Consider the following 26748-nt stretch of genomic DNA (forward strand, 5'->3'; position numbering starts at 1 on the left):
GTGCGGCAGGAGCTTAATGCCAGCGTCGAGCAGGCGCAGTGGTACGTGCGCCATGCGGCAGACGTCTCGCGCGAGCTGAAATACATTGCGGAAAATCGGCTCAACGCCACGACCAGCTCCCTGGATGCCATGAATGGTGTCTTACCTGGCAAAGCGCCCGCGCCGCAGTTCGTCTCGCTGGCCGCTGATTCCGACTGTAGCGCAATGAGCAACACCTGGCGCAACTCGGTTGAGTCGTTAAGCTACTTTCTTCACTACTGGAAAGAAAATTTCTCATCCGCTTACGAGCTGAACCGCGTATTTTTCATCGGCGGCGACAGTTTGTGCGTGGCTGATTTCGGCGTGGCGGACGCCTCTGCCGATCGTGACCGTGCGCTCAAATCGTTGCGCGAGCGCATCATCAAATACCGCAACGGCAACGACCAGCAGCGCAAAAGCAGCTTCTACTGGATTGCACCGTCCAACCAGCCGGGCATCGGCTACTACTACATGATCACGCCGGTATACGTTGCCGGCAAGATGTCTGCGCTGCTGGGCGTTGAACAGACCATTCGCGTGGAAGATTTTGTTATGCCAGGCAGCTTTCCGGTCGTCGCCACCATCGTGGATGCTGACAACCAGCGCGTCATGTCCTCTTCCCGCTCCGCCACACGTATTTCACTTGATGAATTGCCTGATGAAAACGGCTGGTTCGGCTATATCGACGGCTATAAGCAGTTGGTGATGAAGAAGGCGTTGACGCCGTCCACGCTCAACGTGGTCTATTCAGTGCAGACCAATGAGATGGTTGAAAAGCTGAAAATGCTGATGGTCAATGCCGTGCTGCTTAACGTGATCAGCGGCATTTTCCTGTTTACGCTTGCGTGGCTGTTTGAACGCCGGATGTTTCTGCCTGCGGAGGACAACGCTCACCGCCTGGAAGAGCATGAGCAGTTTAACCGCAAAATCGTCGCCTCCGCGCCGGTGGGCATCTGTATCCTTCGCACCCGCGACGGCACCAACATCCTCAGTAACGAACTGGCGCATAACTACCTGAGCATGCTGACGCAGGAAGACCGGCAGCGGCTCACGGAGATCATCTGCGGGCAGCAGGTGAACTTTGTCGATGTGCTGACCGGCAGCAATACCAACCTGCAAATCAGCTTTGTGCACTCGCGCTACCGCAACGAAAACGTGGCGATTTGCGTACTGGTTGACGTCAGCGCGCGCGTCAAAATGGAGGAGTCGCTTCAGGAGATGGCACAGGCGGCCGAGCAGGCCAGCCAGGCGAAATCGATGTTCCTTGCCACCGTCAGCCATGAACTGCGTACGCCGCTCTACGGCATTATTGGCAACCTCGATCTGCTACAAACCAAGTCGCTGCCGCAGGGCGTTGAGTCGCTGGTCACCGCGATGAATAACTCCTCCGGACTGCTGCTGAAAATTATCAGCGATATTCTCGACTTCTCAAAAATCGAGTCCGAACAGCTTAAAATCGAACCGCGCGCCTTTTCCCCGCGCGAGATCATCACCCATATCGCTTCAAATTATATGGGCATGGTGGTGAAAAAGCGGCTGACGCTGTGGGTGTTTATCGATCACGACGTGCCGGTAACGCTGGATGGCGATCCACTGCGCCTGCAACAGGTGATCTCTAACCTGTTGAACAACGCCATTAAATTCACCCATACCGGCGGCATCATATTGCACGCCTATGTGAAAGACGGCTATCTGGCCTTTCGCGTACGGGATACCGGCGTGGGCATTCCGCCAAAAGAGATCGCGCGCCTTTTCGACCCCTTCTTCCAGGTGGGAACCGGCGTTCAGCAAAACTTCCAGGGAACCGGGTTGGGTCTGGCCATCTGTGAAAAGCTGATCAATATGATGGATGGTGATATCGAAGTGGATTCGGAGCCCGGCATGGGCAGTCAGTTTATCGTTCGTATCCCGCTTTATAACAGCCGCGTAATGTCGCCGGTGCTGCACGACGGATTACAGAGCAAGCGCTGCTGGCTTGAGGTGCGCAACGAGGCGCTGGCAAGCTTCCTCGAGAGGCTGCTGCGCGAACATGGCATTGAGGTACAGCGGCTCAATGATGAGCGCTGTGAATCCGATGACGTCATCGTGACCGATTATGACTTTGAAACCCCTGCGCCGCTTCGGGCGATTATTCGCTTCGACGGCGCGCACAATGACGGTCCTGTCGAAATAAGCGCAGGCCGCTGGGTGTACGGTACCGCTACGCCACACGAGCTGCCGGCCTTGCTGGGGCGCATCTATCGCGTTGAGGTGGAGATGCCGGACGCACAGGCCGCGCTGCCTGCCGCCGAAGAGCACAGCATCAGCAATGACGATATCCTGATCCTCGTGGTGGACGATCATCCGATCAACCGTATGCTGCTTTCCGATCAGTTGGGATCGCTGGGTTATCGGGTCAAAACCGCGCAGGACGGCGTGGATGCGTTGAGCGTGCTCAGCCGTAACGATATTGATATTGTGCTGACCGACGTGAATATGCCTAACATGGATGGTTATCGCCTGACGCAGCGTCTGCGACAGCTTGGGCTGACTTTCCCGGTGGTCGGCGTAACGGCAAATGCGCTGGCCGAAGAGAAGCAGCGCTGTATGGAAGCGGGCATGGACAACTGCCTGTCGAAACCGGTCACGCTGGATACGCTCCAACAGACGCTGGCATTTTATGCGGAGCGGGTGCGCAAAAGCAGGGAAGGGTGATTCAGACGTAAAAAAGGGTGGAAAACAGTTCCACCCTTAAATCAGAAAATGCCGTGACTACTCTTTTTCGACCGACGAGGTGCTGAACGAGGAGAGATAGTTCAACAGCGCGATATCGTTCTCCACACCCAGCTTCATCATGGCCGATTTTTTCTGGCTGCTGATGGTTTTGATGCTGCGGTTGAGCTTCTTGGCAATCTCCGTCACCAGGAAACCTTCAGCAAACAGGCGAAGAACCTCGCTCTCTTTTGGCGAAAGACGCTTGTCGCCGTAGCCGCCTGCACTGATTTTCTCCAGCAGTTTAGCCACGCTGTCCGGGGTATATTTTTTGCCTTTCTGCAAGGCGGCCAGCGCCTTAGGCAGATCGGTAGGTGCGCCCTGTTTCAGTACGATCCCTTCAATATCCAGATCGAGAACCGCACTGAGAATAGCCGGATTATTGTTCATGGTCAGAACGATAATCGACAGATCGGGATAGTGGCGCTTAATGTATTTGATCAGCGTAATGCCATCACCGTACTTTTCGCCCGGCATGGAGAGGTCGGTGATCAGCACGTTGGCATCAAGTTTAGAAAGATTGTTGATCAGTGCTGTGGAATCTTCAAACTCACCCACTACGTTGACCCATTCGATCTGTTCGAGCGATTTACGGATACCGAACAGGACAATCGGATGGTCGTCGACAATAATTACATTCAAGTTATTCATCTTATTGGTTACCTTGCTGCAGCAAGTCATTGACGTAGCTGTCAATCTCGCCGATGGTATTTTTAATGTTTGAATCGTCACGCTCTTTGATGAGCATTTCCAACGTTTCACAAAGCTGATTGCCAGGCGTTAAATTTAACATGGCAAACACGCCTTTCAGGCGATGCGCAGTCTGAGCAAGTGAATTCAAATCCCTGTCCGACGCCTCATTATACAATCTCTTCACATCTTCTGGTACTGTATCAACAAATAGCTGGAAATAACCTGGTGCGAAAAGCTGTACGGCATCCTGTCCATCGACCATTTCTTCCTCTGGCTCATCCTGTGCCAGTTGCAGTTCGATAAGCTGCAACAATGCATCCTGCATCGCGCTACTGATATTAAAATTCACTTTGAACTGATTTTCAGAGAGCGCGCTGAAACCGGCTTCATCATCCGTAAGCATTAATGCCCACGGCGTCAGACGTGAAGGATCGTCGGTGATCAGTACGTCGTGATCCTGACCAGAGAAGCGTTCATCCGGCGTGATGCAGCTTGCGCCCCAGCCTTCCAACTGATGTACCACGATTTTCCGTACGTCATCCACGGTAATATCAATCAACGTGGTTAACCCTTCCAGCAGCTTCTCATCCTGATCCTGCGTATGTTCCTGCGGTGCGTGCAGATGCACGCTGTAACGTGAACCGATATCGGCTCGCGCGATAATATCCACCTGACCACCCAAATGCTTACAAAGCTGGCGGCAAAGGAAAAACGCCAGCCCTGAAGCCTGTCCAAAGCGGTCCTGGCTGGTTTCGCCAAGGAAGGGGAAATCGCTGTTGCCCAGTTCATCAACGGTCAGGCCCGCGCCGGTATCCACAATGTCAATGGAGAGTCGGTCAGGCCGATCGGCGGCCTGTTTCACCTCAATGCTGATGCGCCCCCAGGTGGTATTGGTAATGGAGTAGTGCAACAGCGTGGTGAGAATTTTATACAGCGCGCGCCGGTCGCCAAAACGAATTTCATCCACGTCAAGGCGATTGCTGATAATCAGCGACAGCCCTTTGCGGCGCAGTGAAGGCAGGGCCTCCAGCACCAGTTCGTCGAGCAGGCTTTGCAGATTAAACGGCCCGGCGTCGGGCGCCCACTCGTGGGTTTCAAGGCGGTTCAGCAACACAATATCATCCACCAGACGGCTCAGCGCCTGAGACGCTTCCAGCGCATCATCAACATCGTCCGCAGGATGGGCGTGGCTGAGCGACTGTAGCTGACCGGTCAGTTGCCCAATCGGGCGATTAAGCGCCTGACCGAGGTTTTGCAGCAGCTGCTGTCGCGTCTGATGGTTTTTATCCAGAACCTGCTGCGCCTTCTGCAATTTCTTATTGACCAGCAGTTCACGATCCTGATCGCGCATCATAAACAGCTGCGTATGCGGTGAAAGCACGCTGCGGGCGTGGCGGATCTCATAAACCTCATTATTAATCGTTGCCTGGAGCACGCCCTGATGCTGATCGGACATATTCACAATCTTTTGCAGATTCAGGTGCGGCAGAAGATGCTCGGCAATTTTGTTACTGATGATGGTGCGATTATTGGCGAAGTCGTACACCAGCAGCCCCACTGGCAGACTGCCAACGATCTCCTCATTCAGCACGCGCAGCGAGTCCAGTTCCGCACTCTGATTTTCGCTGGGGCGCAGCGACTGCTGGCGCAGCATAAACAAACCGCTCAGCGAAAGAATAAACAGCGCAAGGTTCGTTAACAGCGGCCACATCAGGTTGCGTAACGTATCCGCCACCAGCACCATCACGGGAACACGATAAACAAGCTGAAGCGGTGTGCTACTCAGCGAGGCAGCGATCTCAACATTCGGGTTCGCAAAATCGACGCGCGTGCTTTGCGCCTCGTCGTCGCTTTCACCTGCGGCACTGCTATCGCTGCCGGCCATATCCTGCTTAAGCTGAAAATTCTCCAGCGGCATATTCAGCGGGATCAAATCGTTGACCGGTAAGTCAAAGGCGACCACGGTTGCCAGATGACCTGGCTGATTAAAGGTGGTGCGAACGGTGAAATAGTGGTCGTTTTGCCAGGTGAAGCGACGCAGCGGCGAAAAGCTTTCGCGCTCATCAAGGGCGTTGGCCTGCTGGAGCATTTCGGCACGCCGGGTATCGACGATGCCGCTGATTGCGCTCTCTTTATAGCGTGTCGCCATATCCTTCAGCGGCAGCGTGGAGATCAGGATCAGGCTGTTGTCCTGGCCGTTAAGAAAATACATTGACCAGGTGCTGTTTTCTGCGCCCCACAGCGTATCCAGATAGTTGGACATGCGCAGCGTCATATCCAGCGTACTGCTGTCGTGCGAGCCAAATATCAGCGCTTCCGTTTTGCGGCGGTTCTTTTCAAGGTAATAAACGTCAGGCCGCAGGCGTGTTTCCTGAAGGCTGTTGGGCGGCGTTCCCGCTGCGCTGGCCGACAGATTTTCATAAATTTGCCAGGTGGCGAAGCGCCAGGTATCAATGCGTTTTTGCATGGCATGAGCAATGTCCGCCATCGCGTAGCGTTTTTCCGTCAGCCAGCTGTTCACAGCGCTGCGAACCATCAGACCCGACGCCAGCAGTAATACCAGTATAAAAAACACGAAAAAGCGTGTGACATTGCCTGATGTAAGCGGAAATTTGTAGGGCAACATACGTTAGGTGATATCCCAGTTAACGTGTAATCAGCCGGGCGCTTGCGGCTACAGCCAGTAACAACACAGCAACCACGCCGGGCCTGTCAGAATACCTGCATAACCGATCGTTGTCATGAAAGAAATCGCCGCGCCTGTGATGAAAAATGCCGTGCGTGCGGCGTTGCTCCGGCGCCGGGCGCTCTGAATCCGCGCTCTGCTCACGCGAACATTTTTTGCGTGCTGATTTGTTGTGAGCGCAGGCTGGCATTTTTCGGAAAAAATGGTGGATTTTTAAAAAGAGGCTTATGTATAACATACGGAATATAATTAATTATACTTACCAGTGAGCACGCTAATTAATGCGCTGATTTTCGTCGCTCTTACGGTTTGTATAAGAATTTTACGCCGTGATGTTGGCATTTTACTCTTTTGTCTTCTTTTTATGACTTGGTTATCCCTTTCCCACCAGGAAAACTGATTTTTTTGTCGGTATTTAATCCCGAAAGTTTGCGCTGAATGTGAAGTTCACCTTCACCTTTTGCCGCAAATAAAAAACGGTTCTGGTAACGGTGAGGTGGGTAATGGCACAGTTGAACGACGGTCGCGCGGAAATTTTGTCACGCGATGACGGCAAACTTCTTTCCCGGGCCAGTGCAGGCTCTTCTCATACTGTGGTACTCAACCAGCCCAGCGTGGTGAAAATTCACGGCACGCGGGCGATGGTGACCGAATTCGAGCGGCACGGTAACGATCTCACCGTGCACATGCGCGACGGCAGCATTGTGCACTACCGGCAGTTTTTCCTCGACGATATTGATGGCGATCACAGCGAACTGGTATTTGACGACGGTTCAGGCGTGCCGGAACATGCCCTGTTTCCCGTCACCAACGAATTCGCCGAGGCGCAGACGGCGGTGGCGGCGGCCCCTGAATATGAATCGCTCAGCTCCATTGAACCGCTGCTGCTGGCGGGGTCCGGCGCATCTGGCGGGGTAATCACCGCTGCGGGCCTGGGCGCACTTGGCCTGGTCGGCGTGACGGCAGGCGCGGTGGCGGCCGGTGGCGGCGGTGGAAGCGGCAGCGATGATGATGGCGGTAACGTTACCGCACCGGGCACGTCGCCTGTCGTCACCTTCGATCTGTTTACCGGTGATGCTGTACTGAGCGTGGCGGAAAAAAGCAGCAACCAAATCCTGAGCGGCAGCACGCAAAACGCGCCTGAAGGCAGCGTGGTGACCATTACGCTGAACGGTAAAACCTATACCACGGCGGTGGGCAGCGACGGCGGCTGGCGCGTGACGCTGCCCGCAGCGGATCTGCTCGCGCTCTCTGCGGGCAGCAACACTATTAACGTCAGCGTAACCACCGGCACAGGCGCGTCCGCGTCCGCCAGCGAAAACATTGTGGTCGAAAGCGCGGTGGTCGTACCGGGTTCACCCGCCATTGATATCGATCCCTTTGCCGGAAATGACCGTCTTGAACGGGAAGAGATGCAGGCCAGTCAAATCGTTAGCGGCACAACGCGTAACATCGAGCAGGGACAGCGCGTGGCGATAAATATGGGCGAACATACCTATATCGCCGTAGTGGGGGCCGACGGGCGCTGGAGCGTGACGGTTCCCGTTATCCATCTTCAGGTGCTGGCGCAGGGAACGCTGGCGATCGTGGCCAGCGTCAATTCGCAAGCCGGGGCAATCGTCTCCACCAGCCATACTATTGAAGTGGTGATGCCGCCGCCTTCTCTTTCGCTCGATCCGCTCAGTGGCGATGGGTACCTTAACGGCATTGAGGCGCAGCTTCCGCTCACCCTGTCGGGCTTGACCAGCGGCGTTCCGGCGGGCGCCATCGTGTCGGTTACGCTGGGAGCAAGCACCTGGCAGGCTACGGTCAATGCGGATGGCAGTTGGCGAACCACCGTTCCTGCGGCGGATCTTCAGCTTTTGCCGCAGGGCGCCAATCCGGTTACCGCCATCGTTACCCTGGCGGACGGCACCGTCATACAGAATATCCCGGGGCTCTCGCTGATTGTCAGTACGCTTCCTCCTTCTGCGGCAATCGACCTGCCCTTTGGTGATGGCGTACTGAACGGCCCTGAAACCGGTGTTGCGCAAACCCTGGTGGGTAATACCGGCATCACCGGCGCGGGCCAGACGGTAACGGTATCCCTCGGCGGCGTCAGCCTCAGCGGCACGGTCGCCAGCGACGGCAGCTGGCAGATCACACTGCCGCCCGACCTGTTGCAGGCGCTGCCGCAGGGCAGCAATGAGATCGCTATCGTGGTGACCGACCGGGCAGGCAACAGCGCCACCGCCGTCACCACCGTCAACGTGGCCACCACGCCGCCGCCGCTCAGCCTCTCTCTGCCGGAAGAGGCGTTAAACCGCAGCGACGTCATGCAGCCGGTCACGCTCGTCGGGCAGAGCAGCGGCAGCGAAAGCGTGACCGTTACGCTGAACGGTGAGGAATACGTCACCCGCGTTAACCCGGACGGGAGCTGGCGTATTGATATTCCGGCCGCCGATCTCCAGCAAATGGGCGACGGCAGCTATCCCGTCACCGTCACCGCCACCGATGCCATCGGCAACAGCGTGACCCAAACCGGCGTGCTGGTGGTGGATGTCACGCCGCCCGTCGTCACGCTGGCTGACGTAGCGGGCGATGGCTATCTCAACGCCGCCGAGCACGGTCAGCCGCTCACGCTGAACGGTTCGGCTGAGAGCGGGGCAGCGATTGTCGTCACGCTTAACAACGTGACTTACTCCGTTACACCGGAGGCCAACGGCAACTGGCAACTGACCATTCCCGCCGATGTCGTCAGCGCCTTGCCGGACGGGCGCTATACCGTCAGCGTTGAGGCGAGCGATCCCGCCGGTAACGTGGCGATCGCCACGCAGCCTCTGATTGTCGCCACTGCAATGCCGGAAATCGGACTTCATTCGCTGACCAGCGACAACCTGCTCGACGGTGCCGAAAAGCAGCTTTCGCAACTGCTGACCGGCACGGTGTTGAATGTTGAAGCCGGACAGCAGATTACCGTAACGTTGAATGGCGAAAGCTGGAGCGGTGCCGTGCAGGCCGACGGCAACTGGAGCGTACTGATCCCCGCGGAGGCGTTTTCCGGGCTGGCTAACGGCACGCAGGACTACACGGTCGCGGTCAGCGATGCGGCAGGCAATGCGGCCAGCGCCAGCGGACGTTTTGACGTTGACAACGCCTTCAGCGCCATCGCTATCGGGGTCATCAGCGATGACAATACGATTAATGCCGTTGAGGCGCAAAACGATCTGCCGATCGCAGGAAGCAGCCGCTTCGTCGCGCCGGGCGCACGGATTCTGGTGCGCTTCAACGGCGTGGACTACAGCACCACGGCGGGCGAAAACGGCGAATGGCAGATCACCGTACCGGCCAGTGCGCTGACGGGCCTCGGCAACAGCAGCATGGAGGTCACTGCCATCGCGAACGACGTGAACGGCAATGTGGTTACCGTCACTCACAACCTGATGACGTTGGTTGACCCCAATTTCGCTCTCACCGTCGATATTCCTTTCACGGACGGCACGCTGAACGGCGCGGAAGTCATTGCCGGACAGACGCTGACCGGGCGCACCGGCGTCACCGGTGAAGGGCAGACGGTGAGCGTTGTGCTGAACGGCGTCACCTTACAGGGAACGGTGGACGCCGACGGCAACTGGCGCGTGTCGCTGCCCGCCGATCTGCTCCAGGCGCTGCCGCAGGGCCAGAATCCGGTAAGCGTGAACGTCACCGATCTGGCGGGGAACGCCGCCACGCTCACCGGCAGCGTTGTGGTGGATACGCTGGCGCCGCGTCTGACGCTGGAAACACTCTCAGACAACGATCGCCTGAACCTGGCGGATCAGAGCCAGACGCTGACGCTGACCGGCAGCGGCGATCCGGGCGAAACGATCGTGGTGATGCTGAACGGCACCCACTATATTGCGCGGGTGGCTGAAAACGGCGACTGGCGTGTTGATGTGCCGCCCGACGCGCTGGCAGCGCTTACCGACGGCCGCTATCAGGTGATCGTTACCAGCACGGACGCCGCCGGCAACGCCACGTCGCTGTCGCGCACGCTTGAGGTCGATCTGACGCCGCCGTCGGTTACGGTCAACGAAGCGGCGGGCGACGGCTATCTCAACAGCGTTGAAGGCCTTCAGCCGCTGACGATTGACGGAACGGGCGAAGCCGGCAGCGCCATCACGCTGGAAATCAATGACGGCATCTGGCGTACGGTCGTCGATCAAAACGGCCAGTGGTCGGTGACGCTGCCCGCAGACGTCGTCAGCGCGCTGAGCGATGGCCGCTACGCCGTTAACGTCACCGCCAGCGACCTCGCCGGTAATCGCACCGTGGTGAGCACGTCACTGATAGTCGATAAAACTGCGCCCGTTATCACCCTTCACGACCTGGCGGAAGACAATGTTATCGACGGCGCGGAACGACAGACGGAGCAGATCCTTAGCGGCACCGCCGACAACGTTGAAGCGGGCCAGACGCTCAGCATCACGTTCAACGGCGAAACCTGGTACGCGACCGTACAGTCCGGCGGCGGCTGGCAGGTAACGCTGCCCGCATCGGCCTTCGCCACGCTTGTTGACGGAGACTACACCTTAAGCGTCAGCGTGACCGATCGCGCAGGTAACGCCGCAGCGGTGGATAAAACGTTCAGCGTCAATGACGCACTCAGCGCAATTGCCTGGCAACCGCTCAGCGGCGACGGCTATCTCAACGCCGCCGAAGCGCAAAACGATCTGCGGGTTGAAGGCTCATCGGTAAACGTCGCGGAAGGCAGCATTGTCACCTTCACCCTTGGCGGGCAGATTTACACGGCCACCGTTGCGGCTGACGGAAGCTGGTCGGTGACCGTGCCGTCGGAGGATCTGCAAAACCTGGCGGAAGGGCCACAGCAGGCATCCGCCAGCGTTAACGGTACGGCGGTTACCCATCAGGCCACGCTGGAGGTGCACACCGCCAGCGTGCCCGCGCCATCAATGCAAACGCCGTTCGCCGACGGCACGCTCAACGGTGCGGAAGCGGGAACCGTGCAAACGCTGAGCGGCAGCACCGGCATCGCGGGCGACGGCCAAACGGTGGTGGTCAACATCGGCGGCAGCGACTATCGCGCAACGGTGGACAGCGCGGGCAACTGGCAACTGTCGCTGACGCCGCCGGTGTTGCAGGCGCTGTCGCAGGGTGAAAATACCCTCACCGTGACGGCAAGCGACGTGGCGGGCAACAGCGGGTCGCTGCCGGTGACGATAAACGTCGACACCCTTGCGCCGCAGCTGTCGCTGAATACCATAGCGGGTGACGGCGTGATTAATAGCAGCGAAGCGGCGGGGGAGATCACCGTCAGCGGCGGCAGTAACGCACAGCCGGGCGAGATCGTGACCGTCTTGTTCAACGGTCAGCGCTTCACCACGGCGGTGGACGAGGAGGGGGGCTGGCGGCTTCAGCTTCCGGCGGGGCTGCTGCTTGACAGGCCGGACGGCAGCTATCCGCTCACCGTCAGCCTCAGCGATGCGGCGGGCAATACCGCCACCGTCAGCGAGGTGGTGCGGCTGGCGATTGTCACGCTACAGCCGACGCTTGCGACGCCGTTTGGTGACGGCTGGCTGAACATCAGCGAGTCGGGCAGCGATCAGGCTCTGAATGGCACGACGGGCATCAGCGGGCCGGGACAAACGGTGACGGTTAACCTGGCGGGAACGGATTACAGCGCCACCGTTGACGCCAGCGGTAACTGGACGCTGCCGGTCAGCGTGGCGATGATGCAGGGGCTGGAACAGGGAGGCAATCCCATTACCGTTACCGTACGCGATGCAGAGGGAAACCGCGGCACGGTAAGCAGCAACGTCATTGTCGATTTGACCGCGCCCGATCTGCGCATCAACGACGTTACCGGCGACAACGTGATCAACGCGGCAGAGATCGCCCGGCCGGTTTCCATCAGCGGAACGGCGTCGCCGGAGGATGCAGGCCAGCAGATAACGTTGATCTTTAACGGCCAGACGTATCAGCAAACGGTGCGTGGCGACGGCAGCTGGCAGTTTGATCTGCCCGCCGGCGCCACGCAGAATCTGGCGGACGGCAGCTATCCGATCAGCGTGACCTTAACCGATCGGGCGGGAAACCGCAGCGAGCAAAACCTGACGCTCAACGTGGAGGCATCGCCTGCCAGCATGCCGACGCTCACGATCGATACCGTCTCGCTGGATGATTACATCAATCGCGCCGAGGCGGGCGACGACCTGATTGTCTCCGGTTCGACCAGCGCGGAGCCGGGGCGCACGGTTACGCTGACGCTGAATGGCGAAAGCTGGCTCGCGACGGTTGAGCAGGACGGCAGCTGGCGCGTGACCGTTCCGGCCGCCAGCGTGGGCGCGCTGAGCGACGGCGCACAGACTTTCAGCGCGGCGGTATCCAACAGCGTGGGCAATCCGGCCAGCGTCACGCATCAGGTTACCGTTGTTGCCCAGGCGGCAAACCAGCCCACTCTCACTATTAATCCTGTCACCAGCGACGATACTGTTAACAGCCAGGAAGCAGGCAGCGATCTTGAAATAACCGGCGGCAGCCAGCGCCTTGCGCCGGGCAGCGCCGTGGTTGTCACACTGAACGGCAAAGCGTATGAAACGGCGGCGGACGCCAGCGGTAACTGGCAGGTCACGGTGCCCGCAGCGGATGTGCAGGCGCTTGATCAGGGCAGCAACACCGTTACTGCGTCCGGCAGCGACGTGGCGGGCAATCCTGCCACCGCCAGCGGAACGTTCAATGTGGATACCCGTGCGCCGGTACTTGATGTCGCGCTGAGCGCAGGCGATACGCTGAATATGGCGGAAGCACTGGCCGGCCTGACGGTCAGCGGCAACACCGAGGCGGGCCTGGCGGTCAGCGTGACGCTTAACGGCAAAATATGGAGCGTCACGGCAGACAGCGACGGTGCCTGGCAACTGACCATTCCGGCTGGCGAACTACTGCTGCTGGCCGATGGCATCGCCAGTGTTGGCGTAACGGTAAGCGATGCCAGCGGTAATCAAACCAGCAGCCCGGTCGACCTCAACGTGGCCATCAACACGCTGCCGCTGCTGACGCTGACCACGCCGTTTACTGATGGTCTGCTCAATGCCGCCGAAGCCGCCGCAGAACAGATCCTGACCGGCCAGGCCACCCATCTTGCGCCAGGCACCGCGGTTATTGTTACCATCGGCGGCCTGTCCTTTAACGGCGTGGTCGATGAGGAGAGCAACTGGCGCGTGACGATCCCCGCCGGCGCCCTGAGCGTCCTGGATGACGGCGCATTCCAGCTTGCCGTGAGCGCCGCCGATGCGGCAGGCAACCCGGCCAGCGCGGCGGTCAGCGTCGAACTGCTGGTGAAAAACTCGCCGGAAGCCAGCATCAACACGCCGTTTGGCGACGGCCTGCTTAACGCGCTGGAGGCGGGCGAGACGCAGATCATCAGCGGAACCACCGGCATCCCCGGCGACGGGCAGACGGTTGTGCTGCTGATCGACGGCAGATCTTTCATCACCACCGTTGATGCGCAGGGCTACTGGCAGGCGACGCTGACGCCCGCGCAGCTCGCGGAGATCGGCAACGGAACGCATACGCTGACGGTGACCGTCAGCGATCGCGCAGGCAACAGCGACAGCGGCAGCCTGAGTTTTGACGCCATCATCACCGGCCTGCCTGCGCCAACGCTGGCAACGCTGTTTACCGATGGCGTACTGAACGCGGCAGAGGCGGCGTCGGGCGGCGCGCTTTCCGGCACCACCGGTATCACCGGCGCGCAAACCGTGACCATCACGCTTAACGGCACGCGCTATCAGGCAGAGGTTGACAGCGCCACCGGCAACTGGAACCTCAACCTGCCCGCCAGCGTGCTGAACCTGCTACCGGACGGCAACTGGCCGGTTGAGGTGCAGGTCACGGACGGCGTGGGCAATGCGCAAACGGCGAACGGAATGCTGCGGGTCGATATCCATTCGCTGCCCGACGTTACCATCAATTTGCCATTCGGCGACGGTCAGCTCAACGTGGCGGAAGCGGCGGCCGGGCAAATACTGAGCGGCAATACCGGTAAAGTCGCGCCGGGGCAAACGGTCACCGTCAGCATTGACGGCGGTACGGCAATCAGCGCTGCTGTTAACGCCAGCGGCGACTGGTCGCTTGCTCTCACGCCCGAACAGCTCACCGCGCCGGGCAGCGGCACGCATCAGTTAACGGTTACCGCCACCGACAGCGCGGGCAATCAGGACAGCGCGGATCTGGCGTTTAATGCCCGGCTCAGCCTGCCGGTGCCCACCATCGTTCAGCCGTTTGGCGATGGCGTGCTGAATATCAGCGAAATGAACAACGCCATTGTGTTTAACGGCACCACCGGCGTCAGCGGCCTGAATCAGGACGTGCAGTTACGCATTGACGTGGATGGCATCATCTGGACGGGCACGGTAAATGATAACGGCGACTGGGTGGTTGCGTTGCCCGCAGGCGCGCTCGGCGGCCTGAGTAATGGTCAGCACAGCATTACCGTCACCGTGACCGACGGCGCGGGCAACAGCAATACGCAGAGCCTGGATTTTGTCGCGTCGCTTAGCGCGCCGCAGCCCACGATCAACGTGCCGTTTATTGACGGCTTCCTTAACGGCACAGAGGCGAGCGCGGGCGCATCGCTGTCGGGGAACGCCGGCACGGCGCAGCGGGTGACGGTCACCCTTAACGGCACTGCTTATGATGCGGTGGTAAACGGCGACGGAACCTGGACGCTGGCGCTCTCGCCGACGGTGCTCGGTGGACTTGCGCAGGGCCCGCAAGGCATTACGGTGGTGGCGACCGACGTTGCCGGCAACGCCACCACGCTCACCGGCGATTTCACCGTGGACACGCTGCCGCCTGCCGTTACCATCGTCTCTTTCGTAGGCGATACATTGACCTATGTGGAGAGCCTGACCACCCAGTTACTGAGTGGCACCACCACCGGCGCGCGTGCGGGCCAGGTCGTGACGGTGACGATCGGCAGCGCGACGCTGAGCGGGGTGGTGCAGGCGGATGGCAGCTGGTCGGTTAACGTGACGCCGGAAGCGATGGCGCAACTTGGCAACAGCGGCACCGGTACGCTGACCGCCACGGTGTCGGACGTGGCGGGCAACATCGCCAGCACCTCTGCCTCCGTTACCGTTGACCTGACGCCACCGTCCGATCCGCTACTTACGCTGGCGCCGATATCGGGCGATAACATTGTTAACGCCAGCGATGACGCAACGCTGACCATCAGCGGTACCTTTGCCAACCTCAACGCCGCCAACGGCGCAGTCAGCGGTTCAGTGACCGTTATGCTTAACGGCGAAGCGCTGTCGGAGAGCGCGGTGGTAAACAGCGAAAACGGCAGCTGGCGCATTACGTTGCCCACCGCCAGCCTGCCGGAAGGCGCGCTGACCGTAACCGCCACGCTCACCACTGACCAGGGCGACACGCTGACCGCCAGCGAACAGCTTCTTGTCGATCGTATTCCGCCCGATCTGACCATCGACGCCTTCGCAGGCGACGATCGGCTGAACGGCACAGAAGCCGCGAGCAGCCAGACCATCAGCGGCACCGCCAGCGTGACGGAAGTGGGACGTCCGGTGACCCTCAGCCTGAACGGCAAAAGCTGGACGGCGATCGTGCAGGCGGACGGAAGCTGGGCGGTGGCGGTGCCCGAGGGGGATCTTCAGGCGCTCGCTCAGGGCAGCCAGACGCTGACCGCCACCCTCACCGACGCCGCGGGCAACCCCGCCAGCGCGGAACGCACTTTCACCGTTGATACCGCCGCGCCGCTGCTTCAGGTGGATGCGCTGTTGGGCGACAACCTGCTGAACGCGGCGGATATCGCCACGGCGCAGGTGCTGACCGGACGCGCCGCCGGGGCGGAAGGGCAAACTATCAGCCTTTACCTCGGCGACAGCAGCCCGATTGCCACGGCGATTGTTGACGCCGACGGCACGTTCCGCATCAACCTGACGCCGGAGGTGCTTGGCAGCCTGAGCGATGGCGCGCTGGTGTTTGGACTGCGCGTCAGCGACCGCGCGGGTAATCAGACCGACGCCACGCTGACGGTGAATAAAGTGGTCAACAGTGCCCTGAACCTGGCGGTTGATCCGCTCTTTGGCGACGGCTTTCTCAACGCTGCCGAAGCCGCCGTCGCGCAAACGATCACCGGCCTGGCCACCTCTGCCGGCACCGGCGCAACTGTCTCTCTGACCCTTGGCGGCACGACGCTGAGCACCACCGTCGGACAGGATGGCCGCTACGCGCTGGTGGTGCCGCCGGACGTGCTGGGGCTGATGAGTAACGGTGAATTCCCCCTCAATCTGGTGCTGACCGACGCGGCAGGCAACGTCCGCACGCTGTCGTCCACGGTTACCGCCATTCTGAACACGCCGGTGTTCAGCGCGCTGGATGGACTGTTTGGCGGCGACAACCGGCTGAATATCGCCGAAGCCGCCGTGGCACAAACCATCGGCGGCACGGTCAGCGCGGTGGGCGGTTCCACGGTGACCGTCACCCTGGGCGGTAAGTCCTGGCAGAGCCAGGTTGACGCAGGCGGCAACTGGAGCGTAACGCTGCTGCCCGCTGATTTGGCCGCGCTGGCCAGCGGCACGTTGACGCTTGGCGTGAGGGTGGTCGATCCGGCGGGCAACACCGCCGCCAGCGCGGTGAATGTCGACGTCTTCACCGCACAGCCGACGATTACGCTGGGGCCGGTTTTTGGCGACGGCATATTGAATATCGCCGAGTCGAAAATCGCGCAGACTATTGCAGGAACGGTCACCAACGTGGCAGCCGGTACGGTAGTGAACCTGACTCTCGGCAGCGCCACCGTGCAGGCGACGGTGGGGCAGAGCGGCGCGTTCACCGCTACCGTTTCGCCGGAATTATTGGGTTCGCTGGTTAACGGCACGCTGACCGTGGCGGCCAGTCTGACCGATGCGGCGGGCAACACCGCCCGCGCGTCGGCGAATGCGACGGTAAAAGTGACCGCGCCGGTCATCACGCTCGATCCGCTGTTTGGCGACGGGCTGCTGAACGCGCTTGATGCGCGCGCCGGGCAGATTCTAAGCGGCACCATCACCGGCGCAGAGGCCGGCGCCAGAGTGACTGTCTCGTTTGGCAACAGCCAGTTTGTCACCACCACCGCGGCGAACGGCGCCTTTACGCTGGCGCTGACGCCCGTGATGCTTCAGGGGCTGAGCGACGGTGCGCTGGCGGTGGGCGTCAGCGTCACTGATGCGGCAGGGAATAGCAACAGCGCCTCGGCGACGGCAGTGGTGGGGATCCATGCGCTGCCGGTGATTTCGCTTAACCCGCTGTTTGGCGATGGCGTACTCAATCTGGTGGAGTCGCTGGTGACGCAAACCATCAGCGGAACGGTGGCGAATGCCGCCGCAGGCTCGGTGGTGACGATTGCGCTTGGCAACACTACGGTAGCCGCGACGGTGAATCAGGACGGCACTTTCCGCGCGCAGCTTGCGCCCGCGCTGCTCAGCACGCTGCTGGACGGCAACCTGACCGTCAGCGCCTCGGTCACCGACGCGGTCGGCAACGTCGCCAGCGTGTCGACGGGCATTCAGGTGGGCATTCATGCCGCGCCGACCCTGTCGGTCAATACGATTTTTGACGACGGCGTTCTCAGCGCCAGCGATCTGCTGGGGGTTCAGACCATCAGCGGCGTAACGGCAAATGTGGCTGCCGGATCGCTGGTCAGCGTGGCGCTGGCGGGCAAAACCTATACCGCGACGGTCAGCAGCGGCGGCGGATGGAGCCTCAGGGTGCCGAAAGCCGATCTGGCGGTGTTAGCCAACGGCACGCTGACGGTCAGCGCCAGCGTTACGGACAGCTACGGCAACATCGCCACCGGCAGCAACACGCTGAACGTGACCGCACAGACGCCACCGACGGTGAGCATCAGCACTATTTTCGGCGATGGCCTGCTCAATGCAGCAGACGCGCAGTCAACGCAGATCATCAGCGGCACCGCCACCCAGGCGGAAGGTTCTACCCTCACCGTGCGCGTGGGCGCCAGCACGCTGACCACCACGGTGGGCGCGAACGGCACGTGGAGCGTCTCCGTGCCGACGCCGGTGCTGGCCGCACTGCCTGACGGGACGGACACCATTACCGCCGCGCTCACCAATGCGGCGGGCAGAGCGGCGAGCGTCTCCGGCAGCGTGCTGGTCGGGACGCACACCCTGCCCACCGTTGCGCTCACCGCCAGCAGCGTGTTTGGCGGCGACCACTACCTGAATCTCAGCGAAGCGAATGCGGCAAAGACCATCAGCGGCACCTCGGCCAATGCGGTGGGCAGCACGGTTTCCGTCACTGTGGCAGGCAATACCCTGACCACCACGGTGGGCGCGAACGGTACCTGGAGCGTCAGCCTGCCGTCGGCGACGCTGAAGGCCATTCCTGACGGCAGCTATAGCGTGACGGTCACCTTAACCGATGCGGTGGGGAACGTCTCGACCACCAGCGACAGCTTCACGGCAGTAACGCACAACCTGCCCGCCATTGGTGTCGATCCGGTGCTCAGTCTGGTCAACGTGCTGGTAACCGGCCTGACCGTTTCCGGCGGCACGCTCAACCTGGCGCAGGGCACCCGGCTTACTATCACCCTGAATGGCAGCACGCAGCAGGTCATCACCGATGCGCTCGGCCGCTACAGCGCGAAATTTACCGGTGGACTGCTCTCGACGCTGAGTCTGAACAGCGTTGTGACGGTGACGGCGGTAGACGCGGCAGGCAACCCCGCCTCGACCAGCAACACGCTGGTGGTGGGCTCACTGCTCCCTGCTGCCGCCACGTCCGCCACGGTTTTGCTTGCAGTGGCGGCGGATGATGACGTCACCGCCAGCGCTCACCATCAGGCGTCGACGCCGGCGGTGCATGATGCGGCAACCGCAAGCGATACCCACAGCAGTTCGACGGTACCGGAAAGCAGCGTCACACCGTTGACCCCGGTAGTTGAGGAAAACGGCTATACCATTGGCGGTGTGACCATTGACGTTGCCGACAACCAAAGCCTGACCGGCAACGCGGTCAGCGGAAGCAGTGGCGACGATACGCTCACCCTCAGCTCGCTGGATTTCAGCCATATCAGCGGCGGTGCGGGCACGGACACGCTGGTTCTTAGTGGCGATCATATGGCGCTGGATTTGACGTCGTTAGGGCTCAGGGTCGAGCACATTGAAATCATCGATCTTGGCAAAGCAGGGAATAACAGCGTGAAACTCGATCTTAACGAAGCGCTGAACATCACCGATGCGCAACATGACGATTTGGTGATCAAAGGCGCTGACGGCAATCGCGTGACGCTGGCCAACGGTGACGATGGCGAGTGGACAATGGCGGGATATCGCACCATAGACGGGCAATCCTTTGATATTTATCACAATTCAGCGCTGGCCGCGACCAATACGCTGGGCGATGTGCTGGTGCAACACAACCTTCAGGTGCATATCGTCTAGAAGAGGGATCGCCCCTGCGCCAGCGGAAGGCAATCAAAGGTTAAAAGGTTAGTGATGATTAACTAATTGAAAGGTAAAAAAGCAGACGGTGAAGATCTTTTGGGCTATAAAGCATATGTAAGGTCTTTGTAAATAACATTCAGGTTTTTTAATGAGAAAATTTCTTTCTGTAAACGACTTTCCAGATTTTCGGCAATAGTCACGGCGACGAGAGAGGCATAGCTTATTCTCTGCCAGCGTTGATGTACCGGAGCATTTGAATAAGGTTTTTGCTGATTATGCGATCAGGATTTGGCTTAAGGAGAAAAATAACTTGAGTCATTTTTTGGCACTAATGGTAAATGAGCGCTCATGATATGAACGCAATTTTGCTGAAAATTCAGCCTGAATTCATGTTCAAGATCGGCCGTTCTTCATCAGATCTCAGGAATTACTCCCATTCCTTCTGTTGCGCTGGCTGGAAAATGCGTAAGTAAAGTAAAGCGTTGCTTTAGTTTATTGCGCATAACTCACTCACAGTTTTCGTGGCAAGGGGAAGTTAATGGCACATTCAATCCAGGGCCAGACAGATATTGTGTCTCGTTCAGCAGGTAAAACGCTGGCGCACCTGTCGCCGGGTAGCTCGCAGACCGTTTCGCTTAGCGAGCCGGGCATCATCACCGTTCAGGGCGATCGCTCAATGGTGTCGGCCTGGCAGCAACAGGGAGACGACCTGATTTTACAGATGCGCGACGGCACCGAGAGGCATTTCCAGCATTTTTTCAGCGTGAAAGAGGGCGAACAGAGCGAACTGGTGTTTGTTGATGGCGACAATCCGCCGCAGCATATGCTGCTTTCACAGGCGATCCAAACGGATCCGCAGGCAGTGGTCGCCCTGTCACCGGGTTATGAGTCGCTGAACAGCGTGGATGATCTGCACACTGCGGCAGTTGCCTCCAGCGATAACAGCTACACCGCTGTTGGTTTGGGACTGCTCGGCCTGATCGGCGCAGGCGCAGGCATTGCGGCTTCGCACGGCGGCGGTGGCGGCGGCGGCGATGACGCCGCACAGGCATCGGTGGGTGAAACGGCACCCGACACCTCAGACAGCGTGGCAGCGCCTGCTGCGACAACCGACACCGGCGAAGTGACACCCGCGCCAACCACCACGGCAGAGACAACTACTACGCCAGAGACAACCACCACGCCAGCGGCAACCACCACGCCAGCGGCAACGACGGACGGAACCGCATCCGAACCCGGCAGCAATACAGAGACCCACAATGGCGCAGGTACGCCTGCTGTCGCCCCCACACTCACCGTTGATCCCGTCACCAGTGATAACGCGATCAATATATACGAGGGGCAGTTTGGCCTTGAGATTGCCGGCAAATCGTCTCAGCTGGCGGTCGGCTCACTGGTTACGCTGACGCTTGACGGCAAAACCTGGCAGGGCGTGGTGGAAGACAGCGCCGGTACGTGGCATGTAAATGTCTCCCCCACAGAGCTGGCGGCTATTCAGGATGGTTCTTATACCCTGAATTTCAGCGCCACCGATGCCAGCGGCGCAACGGCCAGCGCGTCGCGCGATGTCTGGCTGGTGACGCATGCCAGCAGCGAACCGCATTTCACAATCAATGAGGTGACCGCCAGCGACGTCAGCTGGCACGACGGGGACTCGTGGGTCACGCTCTCCGGCACGCTCGACGGCTCTGTGCCGATCGTCGCTGCCAGCGTCAATCCCAACGATTACCCACTTTACGACCTTGTGTTTGGCGCAAACCGTAGCTGGACCGTTGAGATCAGAGAGAGCGATCTTCAGTTTACCGATGGCTACAAGACCATGCTGTTTGGCGTGAAGGATGTTGGCGGCAACTGGTTTGAACATCCACAAAGCGTTCAGACGCATCTGGATGGCGGGAGCAGTCTTGCCGCTGTCGACAATGCCCCGGCAGGTGATGACGGCGTCGCCGCGATAGCAGGCGTTGACCAGGCCGTTGCCGACGACAGCATCAGTGCTGTTCTCAGCATGCACGGCGCGGTGACGCAGAGCAAAGCGGAGCACGCGACGCTGGACTCGCTGCGCTGGGGATCAAGGCGGAGGACGCGACGGCGCTGCCTCATCTTCCGGAACAGAAGCCAACCCACAGCGGCGGCGAGATGCTGGCCGAACATGCCGTTACGCTGAGCGCGCCGGAAGGGGGTGTCTGGCAGGATGCAGGACAGCGTGCTGATTATCAGGACAGCGTGCAGCATGTCCCGATCCAGCAGGACAATACGCTGGCGGACGTGCTGGCGCAGCACTCTCTTCAGCAACATACGGCTTAACGCGTGGCGCGGACTTGCGGCCCGCGCTTTTTTCCACAACAACCTTCAGGACCGTGGTACATCGATGAAAAAAGTGTGGGCCTCGCTCTGTTTTGGTTTGATATGTCATATAACCGACGCCGTAGCGGCCACTGAACCCCGCGCTGCTTTTAACTGGCGCGCCGCGCCGCGCGAGGAGCAGATTGCAACATTGACGCTACGCGAAGCGATACTGCGCGCCTTTGCGCGTAACCCAAAAATTTATCAGGCCGCTGCGCAGATCCACGTCGGCGAAGCGGATCTGGATGCGGCAGAAAGCGCCTGGTATCCACAGCTTTCTCTCCAGGCGACCGGCGGCCGCTCGCGGCAGACCGACTCGGCTGGCAGCCTGAACAACAGCGGCTCCGGCGGCATTACCCTCAGCCAGCTCCTCTATGACTTTGGCCGTACCGGCGGCGCCATTGATGAACAAAATAAGTTATCAGAGGCGTACCGCTACGCGCTCTATGACACCATGACTACCGTCGCGCAGGACACGCTGCGCGCTTACCTTGACGTTAAACGCTACCGCGCGCTGGCTGATGCCGCGCGGACTAATCTCGCCTCGCTCAGGCGGGTGCAGGAGATCGCCCGTCTGCGGGCGGAGGCCGGGCTCAGCTCGCAGTCGGACGTGCTTCAGGCCGGCACGCGCATTGCCGGTATGAACGCCACGCTTGAGCAGTATCGGGCACAGGCGCGCTCGGCGCAGGCGCAACTGACGGTATTGACCGGCGTGGTCTCAGACGAGCTGCCGGAACTGCCGCAGTCGCTGCTCAACCAGCAGATCACTCTTGATAAAATCGCCTATGAGAAAAGCGCGGCGGTGCGCAGCGCGCAGGCAAAGCAGGAAGCCGCGCTGGAGCGCGTGCGTCAGGCGGAGTCCAACCACTGGCCGACCATCAGAGTCGAAGCGGGACGCACCCGTTACGAGAACGACAGGCGTTCTTACTGGGATGATGAGCTTCAGCTCCGCGTGGAAGCGCCGATTTATCAGGGCGGTCTGGTCAATGCCAAAACCCGCGCGGCAGAGGGCGACAGGCAGGCAGCCGAAGCCGCTATTCAGCAATCAAAACTGGACATCAATCAGCACGCCTCAACCGCCTATGCGGACATGATTGGCGCCCAACAGCGCCAGACCGCAGGCGATCAGCAGTACGGCAGCGCCGACCATACCCGCGCGGTCTATGCCGATGAATACAAACTCAATAAGCGCAGCCTCAACGATTTACTCAGCGTCGAGCAGGATGTGTTTCAGGCCGACAGCGGACGGCTGATGGCGCTCTACGACGGCTGGGACGCCACGGTGCGCTATGCCGCCGCCGTGGACAATTTGCTCGATATGTTGGGCATCGATCGTGAAGCCACCAGCGGACAAACGTTGCCATCGCTCTGAGCGCAGAAGAGACAAAATAAGGCCTGATGATGACCAACCCGATCGCAAATACGGAAAACTGGATCGACGCCATGCTGCGCGTGGCGGCGCGCTTTGGCAAACCTGCCGACGGCAGCACGCTGCGCCAGCAAATGCGCTGGTTTGAACATCTGCCGCCGGAAAAACAGCTTGAGCGCCTGGCGGGGCTGATGGGCCTGCATCTGATGCTGCTGCCGCGCGATAAAATCCGCTGGCGGCAGGAGGTGACGCCGGTGGTGCTGATGATGCAAAACGGCAGCGTGGTAGTGATTGAAGATATCGACGGCGACGGCCGTGCGCGCTACTGGCTGAGCGACGGCGGTGATGTGGTGCGCGAAAGCGAGCTGGCGGCGCTGCTGAACGACAGTCAGCCGCAGGTGGGCATTATTGGCGTGGCCGCGCGTGGACGCGACGCGCGCATTGACGAATTTGTGCAGCCTTATAAAAAGCACTGGTTCTGGTCGAACTTTCGCGGCATGGGGCGGCGCATTGCCGAGATTTCGCTGGCGTCGGTGGTTGGCAATGTGCTGGCGCTGGCGGGTATTCTGTTTTCGATGCAGGTTTACGATCGGGTGATCCCGGCACAGTCTGAGCCTACGCTGTGGGTGCTGTTCAGCGGCGTGCTGCTTGCCGCGACGGTAGAATATCTGATCCGCCTGATGCGCACGCAGGTCTCCGATCTGATGGGCAAGCGCATCGATCTGCGCATCTCTTCAATGCTGTTCGCCCGTGCAATGAACATCCGCAACGAGGCGCGCCCCAAATCCACCGGCTCGTTCATTTCGCAACTGCGCGAGATCGATCAGGTGCGTGAACTGCTCACCTCCACCACCGTGGGCGCGGCGGCGGATATGCCGTTTGTTATCCTGTTTCTGTTCATCATGGCGTTCATTGGCGGCCCGCTGGTGATTGTGCCGCTGCTGGCGATACCGCTGATTGTCATTCCCGGCCTGCTGGTGCAGATCCCGATGGCGCGGCTGGCGAAAGAGGGATTGCGCGAGGGCGCGCTGCGCAACGCGGTGCTGGTGGAAACCATTGAGGGTATCGAAGACATTAAATCACTCCAGGCGGAGCCGTACTTTCAGCGCCAGTGGGAGCAAACGCACGAGGTGAGCGCCACGGTCGGCATGCAGCAGCGGCTGTGGGGCGCGCGGCTCACCGGCTGGGCCTCGACGGTGCAACAGCTTACCTATGCGAGCATGCTGGTATTTGGCGTCTACCTGGTGCTGAAGGGAGAGATCACCACCGGGACGTTGGTGGCGAGCAGCATGCTGTCGTCGCGCACGCTGGCGCCGCTGATGCAGTTGACGATGGTTTTTTCCCGCTGGCAGCACGCGAAAAGCGCCATGACCGGGCTGGATGAGCTGCTGAAAAAGCCGCTCGATCAGCCCGAGGAGGGCGAACTGGCGCACTGTCCTACCATGACCGGCCACTACGACCTGCGCGGCGTGCAGTACAGCTACGATGAGGAGCGCGTGCAGAGCGTGGTCACCATCGGTCAGCTTCAGATCAAACCCGGCGAGCGCGTGGCGCTGCTGGGTAAAGTGGGCGCAGGGAAATCCACGCTGCTGCGGATGCTGGCCGGGCAGGCCACCGCCACTCAGGGCAAGGTACTGATTGACGGCGTTGATATTCGTCGTATCGATCCCATCGACCTGCGTCGGCAGCTTGGCTGGCTGTCGCAGGATTCACGCCTTTTTTTTGGCACGCTGCGGCAAAACCTGATGTTAGGGAATCCTCACGCCAGCGAGCAGGAGATGCTACAGGCGCTGCGCATCAGCGGCGCGCTGACGCTGGTGCAGCAGGATGCCGCCAGTCTGGATCGTATTATTAATGAAGGCGGCAGAGGATTGTCCGGCGGCCAGCGCCAGATGGTTCTGCTCAGCCGGATGATCCTGCGGCAGCCGCAGGTGGTGTTGCTCGACGAACCCACCGCCTCAATGGATGAGCAGTTAGAAGCGCACGTTATTCACCAGATGCAGAGCTGGCTGCCGGGGCGAACGCTGGTGCTGGTGACGCATCGCCCCGCGCTGCTGAAACTGGTGGACCGCATTGTCGTCATGGATAACGGGCGAATTGTTGCAGACGGCCCGCGCGATGAGATCCTGCGTGCCGCCTCGGCGCGAACCGCCGCGCAAAATGGAAAAGGAGAGGCGACATGAGCCTGCTGATTACCGATCGCACTCTGAAACGCAATGAGAGGCGCACCTCCGCCATTATCTGGCTGTGCAGCGCAGCGCTGCTGCTGTTTATTATCTGGGCGCACTTTGCCGAGCTGGACGAAGTGACGGTCGGCACCGGCAAAGTGACACCGTCGAGCCGCGCACAGGTCATTGAAAGTCTTGATGGCGGCATTGTTAACCAGCTCAACGTGCATGAGGGCGATATCGTCACAAAGGGCGAAGTGCTGGCAAAGCTTGATCCCACGCGTTTTCAGTCAACCTTCGGCGAAGCGGCGGCGCGGGTGCGTACGCTGCGCGCGTCGGCAGAGCGTCTGCATGCTGAACTGACCGGCGCGCCGCTGGCGTTCAGCGCGGAAACGCTGGCAGAACCCGCGCTGGTCGCGCGCGAGACGCAGTTTTATGACTCGCGTCGCCGCACGCTGCTGGAGACGGTGAGAAACCTGACGCAGTCCATGAAGCTGGTGCAGGACGAACTGCGCATGACGGAGCCGCTGGTGGCGAAGGGGGCCGCTGGCGAGGTCGAGGTGATTCGGCTGCGGCGGCAGATCAGCGAACTGCGTGGCAAAATTGATGAAGCAAACAATGACTATGCGGTGAGGGCGCGAGAGGAGCAGGTAAAAAATAACGCCGATCTTGATGCGCAGCTTCAGGTGTTGACCGGCAAGCAGGATCAGCTGACGCGCGCCACGCTCTGGTCGCCGGTACGCGGCATTGTCAAAGACATTCAGATCACTACCGTGGGCGGCGTGCTCCAGCCGGGCGGCAAGCTGATGGAGATTGTTCCGCTGGAGGATCAGTTGCTGATTGAAACGCGCATCAACCCGCGCGACATCGCGTGGATCCGCCCTGGCCTGCCCGCAACGGTAAAGATCACCGCCTATGACTCCTCGATATACGGCACGTTATCCGGCGAGGTGGAAACCGTTTCGCCAGACACGCTTCAGGATGAGGTCAAGCGCGATCAGTACTATTATCGCGTCTACGTCCGTACGCAAAATGCGGAGCTGACCAGCAGGTCAGGGCGAAAATTCCCCATTGTGCCCGGTATGGTGGCCAGCGTTGAGATAAAAACCGGCCAGAAATCGGTAATGGATTATTTGATTAAGCCGCTAAATAAGGTGAATGAAGCGATGCGGGAACGATGAAACAAGCCGCTTTGCCGTTGAGATTTTACGCGATTAATTAACATACTCGTTTACCGCTTATTTAGTGTGGATTTTACGATGCGCAAGGCCATCC

Annotated in this window: 9 protein-coding genes; 7 read left to right on the forward strand and 2 right to left on the reverse strand. The window is 60.0% G+C overall.

Going from position 1 to position 26748, the window contains the following annotated elements; all coding sequences use genetic code 11:
- A partial coding sequence (gene rcsC, locus GS12_RS00005) for a two-component system sensor histidine kinase RcsC (RefSeq protein WP_034942964.1) occupies positions 1–2712 on the forward strand: 2712 nt, incomplete at its 5' end.
- 57 nt (positions 2713–2769) lie between these two features.
- Here rcsC and rcsB read toward each other — a convergent pair.
- Together rcsB and rcsD are read right to left on the reverse strand one after the other, a co-directional pair.
- Entirely contained in the window at positions 2770–3420 is a 651-nt protein-coding gene (gene rcsB / locus GS12_RS00010; RefSeq protein ID WP_034942966.1) for a response regulator transcription factor RcsB, read from the reverse strand.
- Position 3421: 1 nt separating this feature from the next.
- Positions 3422–6088: a phosphotransferase RcsD gene (gene rcsD / locus GS12_RS00015; protein ID WP_034942967.1), complete on the reverse strand. Its 2667-nt coding sequence runs from the start codon at positions 6086–6088 to the stop codon at positions 3422–3424.
- 563 nt (positions 6089–6651) lie between these two features.
- Between rcsD and GS12_RS00020 the strand changes: the two genes are divergently transcribed.
- The 6 genes from GS12_RS00020 to GS12_RS00040 all read left to right on the forward strand — a co-directional run bounded on the left by GS12_RS00020 (position 6652) and on the right by GS12_RS00040 (position 26654).
- Positions 6652–19590, forward strand: a complete 12939-nt coding sequence (locus GS12_RS00020) for an Ig-like domain-containing protein (protein WP_034942969.1) — start codon at positions 6652–6654, stop codon at positions 19588–19590.
- Between the two features lie 541 nt (positions 19591–20131).
- A complete protein-coding gene (locus GS12_RS22875) occupies positions 20132–21757 on the forward strand; it encodes a BapA prefix-like domain-containing protein (protein WP_052118304.1) in 1626 nt (541 codons plus the stop codon).
- Positions 21730–21897, forward strand: a complete 168-nt coding sequence (locus tag GS12_RS24560; protein ID WP_160279899.1) for a hypothetical protein — start codon at positions 21730–21732, stop codon at positions 21895–21897. Before GS12_RS22875 ends, GS12_RS24560 begins: the two co-directional genes overlap by 28 nt.
- 64 nt (positions 21898–21961) lie before the next feature.
- On the forward strand, positions 21962–23308 hold the full coding sequence (locus tag GS12_RS00030; protein WP_034942971.1) for a TolC family outer membrane protein: 1347 nt from the start codon (positions 21962–21964) through the stop codon (positions 23306–23308).
- Between the two features lie 29 nt (positions 23309–23337).
- Positions 23338–25488: a type I secretion system permease/ATPase gene (locus GS12_RS00035; protein WP_034943085.1), complete on the forward strand. Its 2151-nt coding sequence runs from the start codon at positions 23338–23340 to the stop codon at positions 25486–25488.
- Positions 25485–26654, forward strand: coding sequence for an HlyD family type I secretion periplasmic adaptor subunit (locus GS12_RS00040; RefSeq protein WP_034942972.1), 1170 nt, complete (start codon positions 25485–25487; stop codon positions 26652–26654). The genes GS12_RS00035 and GS12_RS00040 overlap by 4 nt, the downstream gene beginning before the upstream one ends.
- Positions 26655–26748: the final 94 nt, after the last annotated feature.

Origin of the sequence: Erwinia oleae (genome assembly GCF_000770305.1) — a bacterium.
GTDB lineage: Bacteria > Pseudomonadota > Gammaproteobacteria > Enterobacterales > Enterobacteriaceae > Erwinia > Erwinia oleae.